This is a genomic window from Polynucleobacter tropicus (genome assembly GCF_013307225.1).
Classification (GTDB): Bacteria; Pseudomonadota; Gammaproteobacteria; order Burkholderiales; family Burkholderiaceae; genus Polynucleobacter; species Polynucleobacter tropicus.
The window spans coordinates 1,507,212-1,524,810 of record NZ_CP028942.1 but is presented as its reverse complement, the minus strand read 5'-3'; the positions used below and the strand labels follow the sequence as shown (position 1 = coordinate 1,524,810).

The 17,599-nt window shown below is 44.9% G+C and carries 16 protein-coding genes; 10 read left to right on the top strand and 6 right to left on the bottom strand.

Going from position 1 to position 17,599, the window contains the following annotated elements; all coding sequences use genetic code 11:
- Positions 1-26: 26 nt before the first annotated feature.
- Together DCO17_RS07835 and DCO17_RS07830 are read right to left on the bottom strand one after the other, a co-directional pair.
- Entirely contained in the window at positions 27-1,295 is a 1,269-nt protein-coding gene (locus DCO17_RS07835) for a polyhydroxyalkanoate depolymerase (RefSeq protein WP_173956184.1), read from the bottom strand.
- Between the two features lie 28 nt (positions 1,296-1,323).
- Positions 1,324-2,523 (bottom strand): amino acid aminotransferase, encoded by a 1,200-nt coding sequence (locus DCO17_RS07830; RefSeq protein ID WP_173956183.1) that lies wholly within the window; start codon positions 2,521-2,523, stop codon positions 1,324-1,326.
- Between the two features lie 159 nt (positions 2,524-2,682).
- Between DCO17_RS07830 and uvrB the strand changes: the two genes are divergently transcribed.
- The 10 genes from uvrB to DCO17_RS07780 all read left to right on the top strand — a co-directional run bounded on the left by uvrB (position 2,683) and on the right by DCO17_RS07780 (position 12,696).
- A complete protein-coding gene (gene uvrB, locus DCO17_RS07825; protein WP_173956182.1) occupies positions 2,683-4,839 on the top strand; it encodes an excinuclease ABC subunit UvrB in 2,157 nt (718 codons plus the stop codon).
- Positions 4,840-4,984: 145 nt separating this feature from the next.
- Positions 4,985-5,554, top strand: coding sequence for a Fe-S cluster assembly transcription factor (locus tag DCO17_RS07820; RefSeq protein ID WP_173956181.1), 570 nt, complete (start codon positions 4,985-4,987; stop codon positions 5,552-5,554).
- A gap of 28 nt (positions 5,555-5,582) precedes the next feature.
- Complete coding sequence (locus tag DCO17_RS07815; RefSeq protein WP_437342799.1) at positions 5,583-6,842, top strand: IscS subfamily cysteine desulfurase; 1,260 nt, start codon at positions 5,583-5,585, stop codon at positions 6,840-6,842.
- A 34-nt stretch (positions 6,843-6,876) separates the two neighbouring features.
- Positions 6,877-7,263 (top strand): Fe-S cluster assembly scaffold IscU, encoded by a 387-nt coding sequence (gene iscU, locus DCO17_RS07810; protein WP_173956180.1) that lies wholly within the window; start codon positions 6,877-6,879, stop codon positions 7,261-7,263.
- A 40-nt stretch (positions 7,264-7,303) separates the two neighbouring features.
- Entirely contained in the window at positions 7,304-7,627 is a 324-nt protein-coding gene (gene iscA, locus DCO17_RS07805) for an iron-sulfur cluster assembly protein IscA (protein ID WP_068948041.1), read from the top strand.
- The gene (gene hscB / locus DCO17_RS07800) at positions 7,593-8,132 is read left to right on the top strand and encodes a Fe-S protein assembly co-chaperone HscB (protein ID WP_173956179.1); all 540 of its coding nucleotides are present in this window, start codon (positions 7,593-7,595) and stop codon (positions 8,130-8,132) included. Before iscA ends, hscB begins: the two co-directional genes overlap by 35 nt.
- Before the next feature lie 17 nt (positions 8,133-8,149).
- The gene (gene hscA, locus DCO17_RS07795; protein WP_173956178.1) at positions 8,150-10,015 is read left to right on the top strand and encodes a Fe-S protein assembly chaperone HscA; all 1,866 of its coding nucleotides are present in this window, start codon (positions 8,150-8,152) and stop codon (positions 10,013-10,015) included.
- 38 nt (positions 10,016-10,053) lie between these two features.
- Positions 10,054-10,392 (top strand): ISC system 2Fe-2S type ferredoxin, encoded by a 339-nt coding sequence (fdx, locus tag DCO17_RS07790; RefSeq protein ID WP_173956177.1) that lies wholly within the window; start codon positions 10,054-10,056, stop codon positions 10,390-10,392.
- A gap of 271 nt (positions 10,393-10,663) precedes the next feature.
- Positions 10,664-10,972, top strand: coding sequence for a DUF485 domain-containing protein (locus DCO17_RS07785; RefSeq protein WP_173956176.1), 309 nt, complete (start codon positions 10,664-10,666; stop codon positions 10,970-10,972).
- On the top strand, positions 10,969-12,696 hold the full coding sequence (locus DCO17_RS07780) for a cation acetate symporter (protein WP_173956175.1): 1,728 nt from the start codon (positions 10,969-10,971) through the stop codon (positions 12,694-12,696). The genes DCO17_RS07785 and DCO17_RS07780 overlap by 4 nt, the downstream gene beginning before the upstream one ends.
- A gap of 49 nt (positions 12,697-12,745) precedes the next feature.
- Here DCO17_RS07780 and DCO17_RS07775 read toward each other — a convergent pair whose 3' ends face one another.
- From DCO17_RS07775 to cysD, 4 genes are all read right to left on the bottom strand, one after another.
- Entirely contained in the window at positions 12,746-13,402 is a 657-nt protein-coding gene (locus tag DCO17_RS07775; RefSeq protein ID WP_173956174.1) for a 3'-5' exonuclease, read from the bottom strand.
- Positions 13,399-15,228 carry a putative nucleotidyltransferase substrate binding domain-containing protein gene (locus DCO17_RS07770; protein WP_173956173.1) on the bottom strand — a complete coding sequence of 610 codons (1,830 nt, stop codon included), beginning with the start codon at positions 15,226-15,228 and terminating at the stop codon, positions 13,399-13,401. The genes DCO17_RS07775 and DCO17_RS07770 overlap by 4 nt, the downstream gene beginning before the upstream one ends.
- Before the next feature lie 105 nt (positions 15,229-15,333).
- Positions 15,334-16,668 carry a sulfate adenylyltransferase subunit 1 gene (locus DCO17_RS07765; RefSeq protein ID WP_173956172.1) on the bottom strand — a complete coding sequence of 445 codons (1,335 nt, stop codon included), beginning with the start codon at positions 16,666-16,668 and terminating at the stop codon, positions 15,334-15,336.
- Positions 16,668-17,591, bottom strand: coding sequence for a sulfate adenylyltransferase subunit CysD (cysD, locus tag DCO17_RS07760; RefSeq protein ID WP_173956171.1), 924 nt, complete (start codon positions 17,589-17,591; stop codon positions 16,668-16,670). The genes DCO17_RS07765 and cysD overlap by 1 nt, the downstream gene beginning before the upstream one ends.
- Positions 17,592-17,599: the final 8 nt, after the last annotated feature.

The window sequence follows — 17,599 nt, the reverse complement described above, 5'->3', positions numbered from 1 at the left end:
AGAGACGCTAAGGTCTCTCATTTGTATTAATTAGCGCCAGATTTGCGTTTTTTAGGTTGATGCTCTCGGATAAAGGATTTAATTTTTGGATAAACCTTTTCGCGCCAGCGACGACCTGCGAAGATTCCGTAGTGACCAGCGCCTGCGACTTCATAATGCGCTTTCGCCTCTTTAGGAATGCCAGCACATAAACCATGGGCTGATCGTGTTTGACCACTTCCAGAAATATCGTCAAGCTCGCCTTCTACTGTGAGTAAGGCAGTCTTTTTAATGTCTTCTGGTTTTACGAGTTTGCCTGCAACTTCCCAGGTGCCGTTTGGCAACGCATAGTCTTGGAACACAGTTTTAATCGTATCGAGGTAGAACTTTGCATCTAAATCTAAAACCGCGTTGTATTCATCATAGAAGCGAATATGCGCTTCAGCGTCCTCTTCATCTCCACGCACGAGATTGGTGAAGTAATCCCAGTGTGATTGCAAATGGTTTTGAGGGTTCATGGCGATAAAGCCAGTGTGTTGGAGGAACCCTGGGTAAACACGACGACCAGCGCCTGTATAGGTTGGTGGAACCTTGTAAATTACATGACTTTCAAACCAGTCATGAGACTTTTGTTCTGCCAAGTTATTTACAGCGGTTGGTGATTTACGTGCATCAATAGGACCGCCCATCATGATCATCGAAGCGGGCGTCTTCTCTCCGACTGAAGCCATTAATGAAATGGCGCCTAATGTAGGTACGGTAGGCTGGCAAACAGAGATGACGTGCAAATCTTCTGCGCCGATGTAGCGAATAAATTCTTGAACATAGTGAACGTAGTCATCTAAACCAAACTCACCTTCGCTTACGGGAACATTCCGAGCATCAACCCAATCAGTGATGTAAACCTTATGATCTTGCAAGAGTGTGCGAACGGTATCGCGTAGCAAAGTTGCATGGTGACCAGAGAGTGGCGCCACGATTAAAACAGATGGATCATCCTTTAATTTCTTGATGGTTTCTACATCATCTGAGAAACGCTTAAAACGAATCAGGTTGCAAAATGGTTTTGCAACCTTAACCATTTCATGAATAGCAACTTCATGTCCATGTGCAATCACGGAACGAATGCCGAATTCTGGTTTTTTGTAGTTCTTACCTAGGCGATAGAGAAGTTCGTAGCTGGCAGCCAAACGCTCAGAGCCTGGAACTTTAGACGCAGGGTTGGCTGCGTTAATCAATGCTTCAGAGGCAGCGCGTGCCCATGAACTCATTGGTTGAAGTAAGGCTTTTTGGAACTCGTGTAACTGATAAAGCATGCTACCTCCTCTAAATCTTGATTACGGCTTAGGCTAAAACGCGGGCAATTGCTTTGGCTACCTTATCAATATTTTTGGTATTGAGAGCAGCAACACAAATACGTCCAGTTGAAAGGGCATATATGCCATCTTCTTTTTGCAAACGATCTACTTGTTCAGCGGTTAGACCGGAATAAGAAAACATGCCGCGTTGTTTTTCAATAAACGCGAAATCTTGTTTAACGCCAGCAGCAGCTAATTTTTGAACTAAACCTTGACGCATGGCTTTAATACGATCACGCATCTCTGCTAACTCATCTTCCCAAAGTTGACGTAGTTCAGGTGAATTCAAAACGGCTGCAGCAATTGCTGCACCATGAGTAGGTGGGTTTGAGTAGTTTGTACGAATAACACGCTTCAATTGCGAGAGAACGCGTGTGGATTCATCTTTACTTTGTGTAACGATAGATAAAGCTCCAACACGCTCACCATACAGTGAGAATGATTTTGAGAAGGAGCTAGACACAAAGAAGGACATGCCAGATTCAGCAAAGAGACGCACGGCGACGCCGTCTTTTTCAATACCGTCAGCAAAGCCTTGATAAGCCATATCTAAGAATGGAATCAAACCTTTGTTTTTGCAGATGTCGATGACTTGACGCCATTGCGCTTCAGTAATATCCGCACCTGTTGGGTTGTGGCAGCAAGCGTGCAACAAAACAGTCGTATTTTTTGGGAAGGACTCAAGAGACTTCACCATGCCGTCAAAATCAACGCCACGAGTTTTGCCATCAAAATAGGTGTACTCAAGCACTTCAAAACCAGCAGATTCAAAAATACCGCGATGGTTTTCCCAGGTAGGGTTGCTGATTGCGCAAGGGGCATTCAAATTTAAGCGTTTGATAAAGTCAGCGCCAACACGTAATGCACCAGTTCCACCTAAACACTCTGCAGTCACTACGCGTCCATCTTTAATTAATGCTGAATCTGTGCCGAACAATAAGTTTTGCACTGCAGTGTTGTATGGATTTGGACCTTCGATTGGAATGTAGCTGCGTGGAGAATGCTTTGCCACAATTGCTTCTTCAGCTTTAATAACTGCCTTCAAAAGAGGTACTTTGCCTTCATCGGTGTAGTACACGCCAACACCAAGGTTTACTTTGTCAGCACGTTGATCGGCTACATAAGCTTCTGTGAGGCCAAAAATAGGGTCTTTTGGGGCTAATTGAACTGAGGCAAACAGGGTCATTTGGTTTCGAAAATGGAGGTTTAAGGGTGGTTTTGTTATTAATTGACGTTAAATTAGGCTAAATTGTCTGTTTTTGTGATCAGAGCTAACTATTTCTTAATAAAAACGGCAAAATCATTGTTTGTACAAAATTCGCTGTGAAGAAAACTCACAGGTGAAATGATAGCCGAGATGCCCCCTAAGTTAAGCAAAACTGACGCAAAAAACGAGCCAAAAGTGGCTCAGAAAAAAGCCAGCTCGGATTCCCCTGAAAATGCCGGGCATGAGCTTGATTCAGTCAAATTTGTCAGCTTTCCCGACTCTCCCTATCAGCTATACCAGCCATTCCCACCAGCGGGTGACCAACCCGCGGCTATTGATGCCCTGGTAGAGGGGGTTGAGGACGGTTTGACCTACCAGACCTTATTGGGGGTCACCGGGTCTGGAAAAACCTTCACGATGGCCAATGTGATCGCCAGAACTGGGCGTCCAGCCATTGTTTTTGCCCCTAATAAGACCCTTGCGGCTCAGCTTTATAGTGAATTTAGGGAGTTTTTCCCTAAAAACGCGGTCGAGTACTTTGTTAGTTACTACGACTATTACCAGCCAGAAGCCTACGTTCCTCAGCGTGACCTCTTTATTGAGAAAGATTCTTCCATTAATGAGCACATTGAACAGATGCGCTTATCGGCGACTAAGAGTCTGTTGGAGCGTCGCGATGTAGTGATTGTGGCGACAGTTTCAGCGATCTACGGTATTGGTAACCCTGGCGACTATCACAGCATGGTGATGACCTTGCGACCCGGCGACAAAATGAGTCAGCGCGATATTTTGACCAGATTGATTGCGATGCAGTATGAGCGCAACGAAACGGATTTCAAGCGCGGTGTATTCCGAGTGCGTGGCGACACGATTGATATCTTCCCAGCTGAACATAATGAACTAGCACTTCGAGTCGAATCATTTGATGATGAAGTGGAAAGCTTGCAATTCTTTGATCCGCTTACTGGAAAGATTCGCCAAAAAATTCCACGCTTTACGGTTTACCCAAGTTCGCACTACGTCACTCCTCGTGAAACTGTTTTGAAAGCGATTGAAACGATCAAAGAAGAATTACGAATTCGCTTGGATGAATTTGTTAAAGATGGGAAATTAGTCGAAGCACAGCGTTTAGAGCAACGCACACGTTTTGATTTAGAAATGTTGAATGAGCTTGGCTTTTGCAAAGGAATTGAGAACTACTCTCGCCACCTATCAGGTGCTGCGCCAGGCGAGGCCCCACCTACCTTGGTGGACTACTTGCCGAATGACGCTTTGATGTTTTTAGATGAGAGTCATGTGCTTATTGGGCAGTTGAATGCTATGTATAACGGCGATAAGTCTCGTAAACATACTTTGGTTGAGTTTGGTTTCCGCTTGCCATCTGCAATGGATAATCGCCCACTCAAATTCACTGAATTTGAAACCAAAATGCGTCAGACGATTTTCGTATCCGCAACTCCTGCGGATTATGAAAGTCAACATCAAGGTCAAGTTGTTGAGCAGGTTGCTAGACCTACCGGTTTGGTTGATCCCGAAATTGAAGTATTACCGGCGAGCACCCAGGTTGATGACTTGCTCAGTCAAATTCATGAGCGTGTCAAAGTTGGTGAGCGCGTTTTAGTGACGGTTCTTACGAAACGCATGGCAGAACAATTGACTGACTTTCTCTCTGACAACGGAGTGAAAGTGCGTTACGTACATTCGGATATAGATACTGTTGAGCGCGTTGAAATTTTGCGCGATCTTCGTTTAGGTGTCTTTGACGTGTTAGTTGGCATTAACTTACTTAGGGAGGGTTTGGATATCCCCGAGGTGTCTTTGGTAGCCATCTTGGATGCGGATAAAGAGGGTTTCTTACGCTCCGAGCGATCGCTTATTCAGACAATCGGCCGTGCCGCTCGAAATGTTCGCGGTAAAGCAATCTTGTATGCCGATAAGGTGACTGATTCCATGCGCAGGGCGATGGGCGAGACAGAGCGACGCCGTAGCAAGCAAATTGCTTTCAATAAAACCCATGGCATTGAGCCTAAAGGGGTCCAAAAACGTATTAAGGACATTATTGACGGCGTCTATGACGTTAAAGAGAAGCGTCAAGAAATGGCTGTTGAGCAAGAGCGGGCTCATTATGAAGATATGAGTGAGAAGGAATTGTCTAATGAAATCAAACGCTTAGAAAAGCAGATGATTGCCGAAGCCAAAAATCTCGAGTTTGAAAAAGCCGCCAGTACGCGAGATAGGCTCTCCAAGATCAAGGAGATGGCATTTGGGGCGCGATCTAGGGATCTTCCAAGTTAATTCCCCTTTTGTCTCATGAGCAATAGGGTTTTTTGAGATAATTCCCGAGCAGTTTGCTAGGGATTATGTTAAAGTCGAGTGGAATAGTCAGGTATTACCCGCCAGTCTATTAGCTGTCCATAACAATCCATTACCAAGGTGACATATGAGACTTACAACTAAAGGTCGTTTTGCAGTAACCGCAATGATTGATTTAGCCCTGCGTGAGACGCATGGTCCTGTGACATTGGCAGGAATTAGTCAGAGACAAAAAATTTCGCTTTCTTACCTCGAGCAGTTATTTGGCAAGTTACGCCGTTTCAATATTGTTGAAAGCACGCGTGGCCCTGGAGGTGGATACACATTGGCACGCCCCTCTAATGAAGTGAGTGTTGCCGACATCATTGTGGCGGTTGATGAACCTTTGGATGCCACTCAGTGTGGCGGTAAAGGCAATTGTCATACCGATGAAGAAAATCATGGCCGTTGTATGACGCACGATCTCTGGAGCAATCTCAACTTAAAGATGGTTGAGTACCTTAGCTCTGTGACTTTGCGTGATTTAGTGCAGCAGCAAGAGGGGCGCGGCATTGTGATCCAAGACATGCGTCCTAAAAAAGTCAAGATTGAAGGTGCAAAGGCTGAAAAACCAGCCCCAGTACTAGCAGCAAAAAAAGAAGTTGCCCCAAAGGCGCCACTTGTGAATTCCGTATTTAATTTAGCGCGGCAAAGTTAATTAGCAATTCTTTATTTAGAAATACAACATGAACGCACCACAAGACCTTCCTCAACAACCGGTTCCGATGTTTAGCCCTAAACACTTTCCGGTGTACATGGATTACTCGGCTACAACTCCAATAGATCCGCGTGTTGTTGACAAAATGTTGCCTTATTTGCGCGAGCAATTTGGTAATGCTGCTTCTCGTAGCCATGCATACGGCTGGGCTGCGGAGGAGGCGGTTGAGTGGGCGCGTTCTGAGATTGCGCAATTGGTTCATGCGGACCCAAGAGAGATCGTCTTTACCAGTGGCGCTACTGAAAGTATTAACTTGGCCTTGAAAGGTGCCGCTCACTTTTACAAGGATCGCGGTAATCACATCATTACCGTTAAAACAGAACACAAAGCCACATTAGATACTTGCCGCGAATTAGAGCGCGAAGGTTTTGAAGTGACTTATTTAGATGTATTGCCAAATGGCTTGATTGACTTTGCTCAGCTCGAGACTGCAATGAAGCCAGGAACCATTTTGACTTCCGTGATGTATGTCAATAATGAGATTGGCGTAGTGCAGGATATTCCTCGCATTGGTGACTTATGTCGTTCTCGTGGTGTGATCTTCCACGTAGATGCAGCTCAGGCGACTGGCAAAGTTGAAATTGATCTTGAAAAGATCAAAGTTGATCTCATGAGTTTTTCTGCTCATAAGACTTACGGCCCGAAAGGCATTGGGGCCTTGTTTGTACGTCGTAAGCCACGTATTCGTATTGAAGCGCAAATTCATGGCGGTGGGCACGAGCGAGGCATGCGTTCTGGTACTTTGGCGGTTCACCAAATCGTGGGTATGGGTGAAGCATTCCGTATTGCTCGTATCGAAATGGCCGAAGAGAACAAGCGTATTCGTGCTTTGCGCGATCGCTTATTGGCTGGTTTAAAAGATATTGAAGAGGTATATGTAAATGGCGACATGGAAAGCCGTGTGCCACACAATCTCAATATCAGCTTTAACTATGTTGAGGGCGAGTCCATGATGATGGCCCTCAAAGATTTAGCAATCTCATCGGGTTCTGCCTGCACTTCCGCATCATTAGAGCCTTCTTATGTATTGCGTGCTTTGGGCCGCAATGATGAGTTGGCGCACAGTTCGATTCGTTTTACCTTGGGTCGTTTTACTACCGAAGAAGAAGTGGACTTCACAATTAAGTTGGTTAAAGAAAAGATTGCGAAGTTGCGCGAGTTGTCCCCATTATGGGAAATGTACAAAGATGGAATTGATCTCAGCACTATTCAGTGGGCTGCGCATTAAAGAAACAAAATTGAGAAATTAAAGAGGAAATACCATGGCATATAGCGATAAAGTCATCGACCACTATGAAAACCCCCGCAACGTTGGTTCTTTTGAGAAGGGTGATAACAGTGTGGGTACTGGTATGGTTGGCGCCCCTGCGTGTGGCGACGTGATGAAATTACAAATCCGCGTAAATGATCAAGGCGTTATTGAGGATGCTAAGTTCAAAACATACGGTTGCGGTTCTGCGATTGCGTCTTCTTCTTTAGTTACCGAGTGGGTTAAGGGCAAGACTTTAGACCAAGCGCTTGAAATTAAGAATTCCTTGATTGCAGAAGAGTTGGCCTTGCCGCCTGTAAAGATTCACTGTTCTATTTTGGCTGAAGATGCTATCAAAGCGGCTGTTGCTGATTACAAAGAAAAGCATCCTGCAAAATAAGTTGAGCAGGAAATACTAGAGATTTAGTTCGAGATTCATTATGGCAATTACCTTAACAGAAAAAGCTGCAAAGCACGTTAATCGCAACCTAGAGAAGCGTGGCAAAGGTTGCGGCTTGCGCTTGGGTGTTCGCACCACTGGCTGCTCTGGTTTGGCTTATCAGTTGGAGTATGTGGATGAGCCTGCGGCCGAGGATCAAGTATTTGAATCCAATGGCGTTAAGGTATTCGTAGATCCAAAAAGTTTGGCTTATTTAGATGGAACTGAATTGGATTTTGTGCGCGAGGGTTTGAACGAGGGATTTAAGTTTCAGAATCCGAACGTAAAAGATGAGTGTGGTTGTGGCGAATCTTTCCGCGTCTGACGATTACTTTCGATTCTTTGGTCTAAATCAGCAATTCAACATCGACTTGCCTGCACTCGATCAGGCATATTTAGCGATTCAAAAAGAAGTTCATCCAGATCGTCATGCTCGCGGCAGCGAGGCTGAGCAGCGCGTGGCTATGCAAATGGCAACCTTAGCTAATACCGCATACCAAACCCTTAAGAATCCCATTCAGCGTGGACTTTATTTATGTCAGTTGCATGGTGTGGATGCAAAGTTGGAGACAAATACTGCAATGCCAGCTGCTTTTTTGATGAAGCAAATGGAGTGGCGCGAAACGCTTGATGAGCAAGCGGAAGAGTTGCCAGAGCTTGAAGTATTAATGGCTGAGGTAGAACAAACAAAGGCCGATATCTTGGTAGAAATTGCACAGGCGATCGATAACGCAAAAAATTATCAGCGTGCCGCTGAGCTTCTTCGAGGCCTATTGTTTGTCGACAAATTTGCTATTGAGTTAGATGATGCGATTGCTGCGCTCATCTAGCGATACACTGAAATCTTATGGCCTTATTACAAATCTCCGAACCCGGTAAATCTCTAGCCCCACATCAGCGTCGCATAGCTGTGGGAATTGATTTGGGGACGACAAACTCCTTGGTAGCGATTGTTCGTGATGCTTTGCCAAAAGTACTGCCAGATGAGCAGGGTCGCGAGTTATTGCCTTCGGTAGTGCGCTACTTACCCAATGGTAGAACCCAAGCGGGGTTCGAAGCCTTAGAGAACGCGGTAAGCGACCCGAAAAATACCATCATTTCTGTAAAACGCTTTATGGGTCGTGGCTTAAGCGATGTTGAAAATAGTGAAAGCGCACCATATGACTTTGTAGATCAACCTGGCATGCTGAAGTTAAGAACAGTTGCCGGAGATAAAAGCCCCATTGAAGTTTCTGCAGAAATATTGGCGCGTTTGCGTCAGTTAGCTGAAGATTCTGTTTCGGAAGATATTGTTGGTGCGGTGATTACTGTGCCAGCTTATTTCGATGATGCGCAACGTCAAGCAACAAAAGATGCTGCTAAGTTGGCGGGCATTGAAGTACTGCGTTTATTAAATGAGCCGACCGCCGCAGCGATTGCCTACGGATTGGATAATGCTTCCGAAGGTGTTTACGCTGTCTACGATCTTGGCGGTGGAACTTTTGATATCTCTATCTTGCGAATGAGTAGAGGCGTCTTTGAGGTGCTCTCTACTGGCGGTGATTCTGCACTGGGCGGTGATGACTTTGATCATCGTTTGTATTGCTGGGTTCTAGAACAAGCAAAGCTACCGCCTTTATCCGTTCATGACCATCGCACATTGCTGCAGGCTTGTAAGCATGCAAAAGAATTGCTAAGTCACAACCCTTTGGCGCGTGTACATGAAACGCTATCTGATGGAACTGTAGTGAATGTTGGGGTTAGCCAAGCCCAGTTTTTTGAGATTACTCAAAACTTAGTGGCTAAAACCTTAATGGCATGTAAAAAAGCCTTGCGTGATGCTGGTCTTAAGGCGGAAGATGTCAAAGGCGTTGTGATGGTGGGCGGTTCTACACGCATGCCTAACGTGCAGCGCGCAGTTGGTGAGTTATTTGGTACCCAACCATTAAATAATTTAAATCCCGATCAGGTAGTGGCATTAGGTGCTGCAATGCAAGCTGATTTGTTAGCTGGCAATCAAAGTAAAGATGACGAGTGGTTGTTATTGGATGTGATTCCCTTATCCCTCGGTTTAGAGACTATGGGCGGTTTGGTGGAGAAAATTATTCCCCGCAATACCCCGATTCCAGTCGCTAGGGCGCAAGACTTTACAACTTTTAAAGATGGTCAGACAGCTCTGGCTATACAAGTAGTGCAGGGTGAGCGTGAACTTGCTCAAGACTGTCGATCTCTTGGCCGCTTTGAGTTAAGGGGTATTCCACCGATGGCTGCTGGTGCCGCGCGCATACGCGTGACCTTCCAGGTGGATGCTGATGGATTATTGTCTGTAAGCGCCACCGAGCAAGGCTCAGGTGTGAAGGCTTCTATCGACATTAAGCCTTCGTACGGCCTAACGGATGCCGAGATCACCCGAATGCTGCAGGATGGCTTTGCCTCTGCCAAAGAAGATTTGCTCGCAAGATCTCTGAGGGAAGAGCAAGTTAGCGCGCAACGTTTAATTGATGCAGTTCAGGCTGCATTAGCGAGTGATCGTGATCTTTTAGATCAGGAAGAGCAGTCTGCTATTGATCGTGAAATCAAATTGCTACAAGAGATTCTGAATGAAGAAACAGATAGCGCAATTGTTCGCAAGGCTGTTGATCATGCAGCAAAAGCTACTGATGATTTTGCGCAAAAACGTATGAACGCCAGTATTCAGAAAGCTTTGGCTGGTAAAAATGTTACCGAGATTTAAGATAGATAAAACAGCAACTAAAAAGTTAAGAATCCATCATGACCCAAATCGTTGTTCTTCCTCATAGTGAATATTGCCCTGAGGGTGCTGTTGTAGAAGTATCTCCTGGCACATCTATTTGCGAAGCTTTATTGGAAAATGACATTCCGATTGAGCATGCTTGTGACATGGTCTGTGCTTGCACGACTTGTCATGTGATTGTGAAAGAGGGTTATCAAAGTCTTAATCCTCCTGATGAAAATGAAGAAGACATGCTTGATCGTGCTTGGGGATTGAATTCTCAGTCACGTTTATCTTGCCAAGCAATTGTGGCCAGACAGGATTTGGTGATCGAAATCCCCAAATATTCAATTAACCATGCCAAAGAGAATCATTGAAGCACTAAATTAGTGCACAGTGCTTCATAACTAAGCATCTGGTATGAATTCTTGATAAACACATAGTTAATATGGAGTTGTTGTTCTGTACCTCCATAAATCTCTTTAAGCCATCGGAAGCGATGGCTTTTCTTTTCTAGGGATTACCTTCATAGGATCAACCCTAGTCGTATGGAGATAGACCCTTAGATATGGGCTTTATAAGCAAATCCCTTATTAGAATCATGGTTTATTTAGTTGTTCCATGAGTAGTTTTTTCAAGGAGAGATGCATGTCTGATGCTGTCGTAACACGCATAGAGGCTAATCCAAAATACCAAGAGCTAAAGCGTAAGCGCAGTACTTTTGGTTGGGCCCTCTGTATTTTGATGTTTATCGTCTATTACGGTTACATCGCCTTAATTGCTTTTGATAAGCCATTTTTGGCACAACCAATCGGGGATGGCGTTATTACCTTGGGTATTCCAATTGGTATGGGCGTAATCGTTTTCACTATTTTGATTACTGGCATTTATGTTCGTAGAGCTAACAATGAATACGACACATTAACTGCAGAGATTTTGAAGGATGCAAACAAATGACACGTATTCAAAAAATTCTTAGCGCTTTAGCGCTATTTGCCCTCCCAGTTTTGGCAATTGCTGCTGGCGCCGATATGGGTCAAGTTGAAAAGCAAGATACCAACTGGGTGGCGATCGGTATGTTTGCTGCTTTCGTAGCGGGCACTTTGTACATTACAAAGTGGGCTGCTACTAAAACTAAATCTGCGGCTGATTTCTATACAGGTGGCGGTGGTATCACTGGTTTCCAGAATGGCTTAGCAATTGCAGGCGACTACATGTCTGCCGCTTCCTTCTTGGGTATTTCAGCAGCGGTAATGGCTAATGGCTATGACGGCTTGATTTACTCCATTGGATTCTTAGTGGGCTGGCCTGTGATCACCTTCTTGATGGCAGAACGTCTGCGTAATCTCGGTAAGTTCACATTTGCTGACGTAGCGGGTTACCGCTTCCAACAAACCCCAATCAGAGCATTTGCTGCTTCTGGTACTTTGGTTGTTGTAGCTTTTTACTTGATTGCTCAGATGGTTGGCGCTGGTCAATTAATTAAGTTGCTCTTCGGTCTTGAGTACTGGATGGCGGTTGTGATTGTTGGCTGCTTGATGATGATCTATGTGTTGTTTGGTGGTATGACCGCAACTACTTGGGTTCAAATCATTAAGGCTTGCTTGTTATTAGCAGGCGTTACATTCATGGCATTCATGGTGTTGGCTCAATATGGATTTAGCCCAGAAGCATTGTTTGCTAAAGCTGTTGAAGTAAAAACAGCGATTGCTGGTAACGCAGGTAAAACTCCAGAAGAAGCAGCAAAAGCAGGCTTAAGCATCATGGGCCCAGGCGGCTTCATTAAAGATCCGATTTCCGCGATTTCATTTGGTATGGCTTTGATGTTTGGTACAGCTGGTTTGCCACACATCTTGATGCGCTTCTTTACAGTACCTGATGCTAAAGAAGCTCGTAAATCTGTATTGTGGGCAACTACATGGATCGGCTACTTCTACATCCTCATCTTCATCATTGGTTTTGGTGCGATCACTTTGGTGTTGACCAACCCTGATATGGCTGATGTTGCTAAAGGTGTTATCAAGGGTGGTGCTGGTACTGCAAATATGGCAGCTGTATTGGTTGCTAAAACTGTAGGCGGCAACGTGTTCTACGGCTTTATCTCTGCCGTAGCCTTTGCAACCATCTTGGCAGTGGTAGCTGGTTTGACATTGTCTGGCGCATCCGCTGTGTCACATGACCTTTATGCAACAGTTATTAAAAAAGGTAATGCTGATAGTGCTGCTGAGTTGAAAGTATCTCGTTTGACAACCTTGACTTTGGGTGTGATCGCCGTGGTATTGGGAATCGCTTTTGAAAAGCAAAATATCGCTTTCATGGTTTCCTTGGCCTTTGCGATTGCAGCATCTGCAAACTTCCCGGTATTGTTTATGTCAGTACTTTGGAAGAATTGCACAACTAAGGGTGCGGTGATCGGTGGTTTCTTGGGCTTGGTATCTTCTGTTGCTTTAACAGTGGTATCGCCTTCAGTGTGGGAAGCGGTTTTGGGCAACCCTAAAGGCTCCGCTTTGTTCCCATACTCATCACCAGCTTTATTCTCAATCACGATTGGTTTCGTAGGTGTTTGGTTGTTCTCCGTATTGGATAACAGCGAAAACGCTAAGAAAGAGCGCGCTTCATTTGCTGCACAGCAAGTTCGTTCTGAAACTGGTCTTGGTGCTTCAGGAGCATCTGGCCACTAAGCTAGAGCGAAGTTGAAACAAATAAAAAACCAGGAGCAATCCTGGTTTTTTATTTCCTGAGTAGTTCTCGTAATTTGATAAATGCCATTCCCGTCATAACGGCATCATTCATCGCATCATGCGCATCGCGTGTAGGCAGGCCAAGATCTTTCATCAGAGTGTCAAAACGCAAATCAATCATCTGTCCGCGTTGATTTGGTGGCAACTTGGAATTTTTGTACTCATAGTACATTTCGGAAACTTCAATCTTTTCTTGGGGGAGGCCTTGCCCTAACATTGGCCAGATCACTTTATGAAGCATTCCCAAGTCGAACTCTAAGTAATACCCAACGATAGGGCGGCTACCAATAAATTGCATAAGTTTGGCAACGGCGATTTCTGGATCTAGACCATTTGCGACATCAAGTTCGCGCAGTCGATGAATCTTGACGCTTTCGGCGGATACTTCCTTGTCGGGTTTAACCAAGATTTCAAGACGTTCGCTGGTCATGATTTTATTGCCAACAATCTTGACGGCGCCAATCGAAATGACTTGATCTTTAGCGATATTCAAACCGGTTGTTTCGCAGTCAATAACTACCCACTCATTAGCGGGTGGTTTATCAAACATGAACTTATAGCGCTCATCACCAAGATGAAAGATGAGCCATTCGCGCCAAACAGAGCGATAGAGTTTTTGTATGAACCCAGGCAGCAACTGGCTCATGCAAATTCAAGATGAAAGTGTTGACGCAAGTATTGCTTGAAGCGCTTCACTACACTTAAGCTATCCTTAAGCAGGTCTCGTTCAAGCGTAGATAGTCGGCTAAGATCAATTTCACCAGAAACTTCTTTGCCTGTTTCTAGTTCAGCTATGCCACTTTTTAGCCTGAGTTCCATTAAGAGATGCAAAGATTCAACAACCTCGTTTCCAAGATCATGGGGAATCTTATGCATTTGGATGAGTTCGCGCACTCGTTCGGCTGTGGAGTTCGAGCGTATGTGATTTTCAAGGGCTAGGGAACGAATACCATGGGTGATAGCGAAGATGCCCGCTTTTTTCAGATTGATGCGATTGTCTGAATTATCGCCACCAAGAGTAAGTAAACGGTTCCACCAACCTACCTCTGAGTTAAAGCTCTCAATGGCAGCAGCAAATCGTGCCATTAAGAATTGGTTGTCAGTAGCCAATTTAAATAAGTTCTGCTTTACGCTTTCCAGGAGTGAAGAATTGCCGCTGATCGCATGAGAATCTAAAAAGATAGCTAAATTCATGAGGCTATCTGGCGTGGGTTCAAGTAACCAGTGCTTTGCAGTCTCGGTAAAGTCTTTTTCTGGCATTCGCCAAGCGGGATTATTGACCATAATCTTTCCTGGGCATTCAGGGTAGCCAAACTGAATTAATGCAGCGGAAAATTGCTCGCAAGCACTTACCACCTCGGCATTGATTGCATAGTCGTTGGCGATAATTAAGCCATTATCTTGGTCAGTTTTTAGAACTTGCTCGCCCCGACCTTCGCTACCCATCACAAAAAGACAGCTATTTTTCTGCAAATCTGGGCTTGCAATTAATGACCATGCCTTTTCAAAGAGTTTGGCATTTAGCTCTTGAACCAGTCGGCCAATCATGGCTACTTTGGTGCCATTGCGATGTAAAAGAGTAATGAGGTTTGTGATTTGATTGGCAGCTTCCTTCAAATCATCTAGCGTCTTAGCACCAAGAATGCCTTGGACTACAAGCGATGAGCTATTAGCGATAAAGCTCAATAAATCTACTTGCTCCAAAGTGCCTATTGGCTGCCCCTCGTTCATCACGATGACGCGATGAACAGAGTGACGAATCATGATGGCTAAAGCTTCATATAAATGATCCTTAGCTTCAACAGTAATGAGTTTGTAATTGCTTAGAGGTCCTGCCGGCGTTGAATCAAGGGGGGCTTTAGCAAGTATCGCCCGTTGCAAACTTGTTGTTGTGAATATTCCCAATTCTTCGTTGTCAGGATCTTTACTGCGAACTAATACATTATTTGTTCTTTTGTCGTTGAAAATTTTGACAACATCAAACAGGCTAGTATTAAAGTCAACGATATGAATTTCCCTCAGAAAAGCCTCGCTTACTTGCGCAAGACTAAGAGAGTTAATTTCATATTGACTACGTCTTTCTGCTAAGGCATTGAGCTTCTTAGAAAGATCTGCAAAAAGAAGGGCGCCAAATGTCGCATTGGTTGAGATGAGCTCAGTTACTGTTGACTTGGCCAGTTGATAGCTGACTACCTCTTCAGATGCAACAAATTGACTTGAAACTTTACCGGCAATCAGCCCGCGACCATCAAAGCAATCATCTGGGCCATAAACAGCTGCCTCTTCGCCATTCTCAAGCTGCTTAACGTATCCTTTGATAGGAATAAATAAATGGGTTGGTGTTGAACCCACATCTAGAATAATTTCACCTTCTCTGAAGTAGGCGATATCGACACTATTTCGAACTAGATCTTGCTCTTGGCTGTTCAGGCAATCGAAAGGGGATGCTGAGAAATTAAAGGCGTTAGGCATCTCTCCATTCTATTTCTTTAAGGCTGGGCTGGAAAGAGAGGATTGACCCTGTATCAATAAAAAAGCCTCGCATTGCGAGGCTTTTGGACTGGCGATTAATTGCAATTATTGGGCGACTGCCTCTCGAATCATGCCAGCCGCAACCGTGTGATTGGTGGCTTCATCGATTAAAACAAAAGCCCCAGTGCGCTGAGATTGATCATACAAGTCGGCAACAATCGGTTTTTGCAAAATGAAATCCACTCTTCCAATTTCGTTAGTGGATAAGGCGTGAACATCACTCGCATGCGATAAGGTTTGAACATCCAATACTTGCTGAATATTCTTTACTTTTGCGCCAACAGTATTGGTGGTATGACGTAAAGCATACTTACGACTCAGGGATAAAGGCTCGGTATCAAGCCAGCAAAGATCTGCTGAGAGTTGCTTGCTTAATACTGGAGGATTGCGGTCTTCAGCGCTGATAAATAACGAGCCACGTGATACATCGATGTCTTCGGCTAATTGAATAGCAACTGCTTCGCCAGTTTGAGCCGAATCTACGGCATTACTACCCTTGCTATCCGAACCATTGCCTAAATAAATTTCTGCAACAGTAGCTTCTGAGCCGCTTGGGAGAACAGTAATTTTTTGACCCTTACGAATACTGCCTGACTCAATCTCACCGAGGTAACCGCGGAAATCATCAGAAGCGCTACCATCTTGACGTGCAACGTATTGAACTGGGAAGCGTAAAGCGAGCTTCTCAGATTCTGGACTGGTATCTAAGCTCTCTAACCACTCCAAGAGGGTAGGGCCTTGGTACCAAGGGGTATTCTTGCTTGGGGTAACGACATTGGCGCCCAGTAAGGCTGAGATCGGAATTAATGTTGGCTTAGATAGACCAATTTTTTCTGCAAGATCATCAATCGCAACTTTAATGGTGTTGAACACTTTTTCATCGAATTCAAACAAGTCCATCTTGTTGACGGCAAACACCACATGGCGCAAGCCTAGCAAATGAACAATAGCCGCGTGACGTTTTGTCTGGGCTAGTAAAGTTGCAGGGTTTGTATTGAGGTCTACACGAGTAGCATCAACCAGAATGATAGCAACATCAGATTGAGATGCTCCAGTAACTAAGTTGCGGGTGTATTGCTCATGACCAGGCGCATCAGCCACAATAAATTTACGTTTAGGGGTTGCGAAGTAGCGATAAGCAACGTCAATCGTGATCCCTTGTTCGCGCTCAGCCTCTAGACCATCGGTGAGAAGAGCTAAATCTACCCCAGCGTCTGAGGACGTTACACGGGCATGCTTTGTTTTAGAGAGGGACTCAAGTTGGTCAACCAGAATAGATTTGGTGTCATAAAGCAAGCGACCAATTAAGGTGCTCTTGCCGTCATCTACGCTACCTGCAGTAATAAAGCGAACCACATTTTGATGTTGATTAGTTGTCATCAGAAGTAACCCTCTTTCTTACGGCGCTCCATTGAGGCCTCATTTGTTTGGTCATCCATACGAGTTGCGCCACGCTCTGTAATTTCAGTAATGGCGGTTTCGGCAATGATGTCTAGTGGGTTAGCGGCTGTGCTCAGAACGGGGCAGGTGCAGCTGATATCGCCAACGGTGCGGAAACGAACGCTGAGAATCTCGCTGATATCACCAGGCGCTTTAGGGGTGACGTCGGTAACCGGCACAAGAAGATTGTTTTTCTTCACTACTTCGCGTTGATGTGTGTAATAGATGCTAGGTAACGCTAGATTTTCGCGGGCAATGTATTGCCAAACATCAAGCTCAGTCCAGTTTGAAATTGGGAACACGCGCATGTTTTCGCCTTTGGCAATGCGGGCGTTATAGAGTTTCCAGAGCTCAGGGCGTTGTGCCTTGGGATCCCACTGGCCAAATTCGTCGCGGAAGGAGAAGATACGCTCTTTAGCCCTTGCTTTTTCTTCATCGCGGCGTGCTCCACCCATTAGGGCATCAAATTCATATTCAGCGATTGTTTCTAGCAAGGTGACTGCCTGAGCGGCATTGCGAGAGTCTGTCTCTTTACGTAAGCGAACAGTACCCTTTTTAATAGAGTCTTCTACGTGACCAACAATGAGTTTGACGCCAGTGTTCTTAACAACATCGTCACGGTATTGAATTACTTCAGGATAGTTGTGTCCTGTATCAATGTGCAAAATCGGAAACGGTAACTTCACAGGGCGATCACCAAATTGGAATGCCTTACGGGCCAAGTGGAACATTACAATCGAATCTTTTCCGCCCGAAAACAGCATTGCGGGATTAGAGCACTGTGCTACCACTTCACGGATAATGTAGATCGACTCGGCTTCGAGCCAATCTAGGTGATCATCAAGTATTTTTTGTTCTGACATTCTGTAAA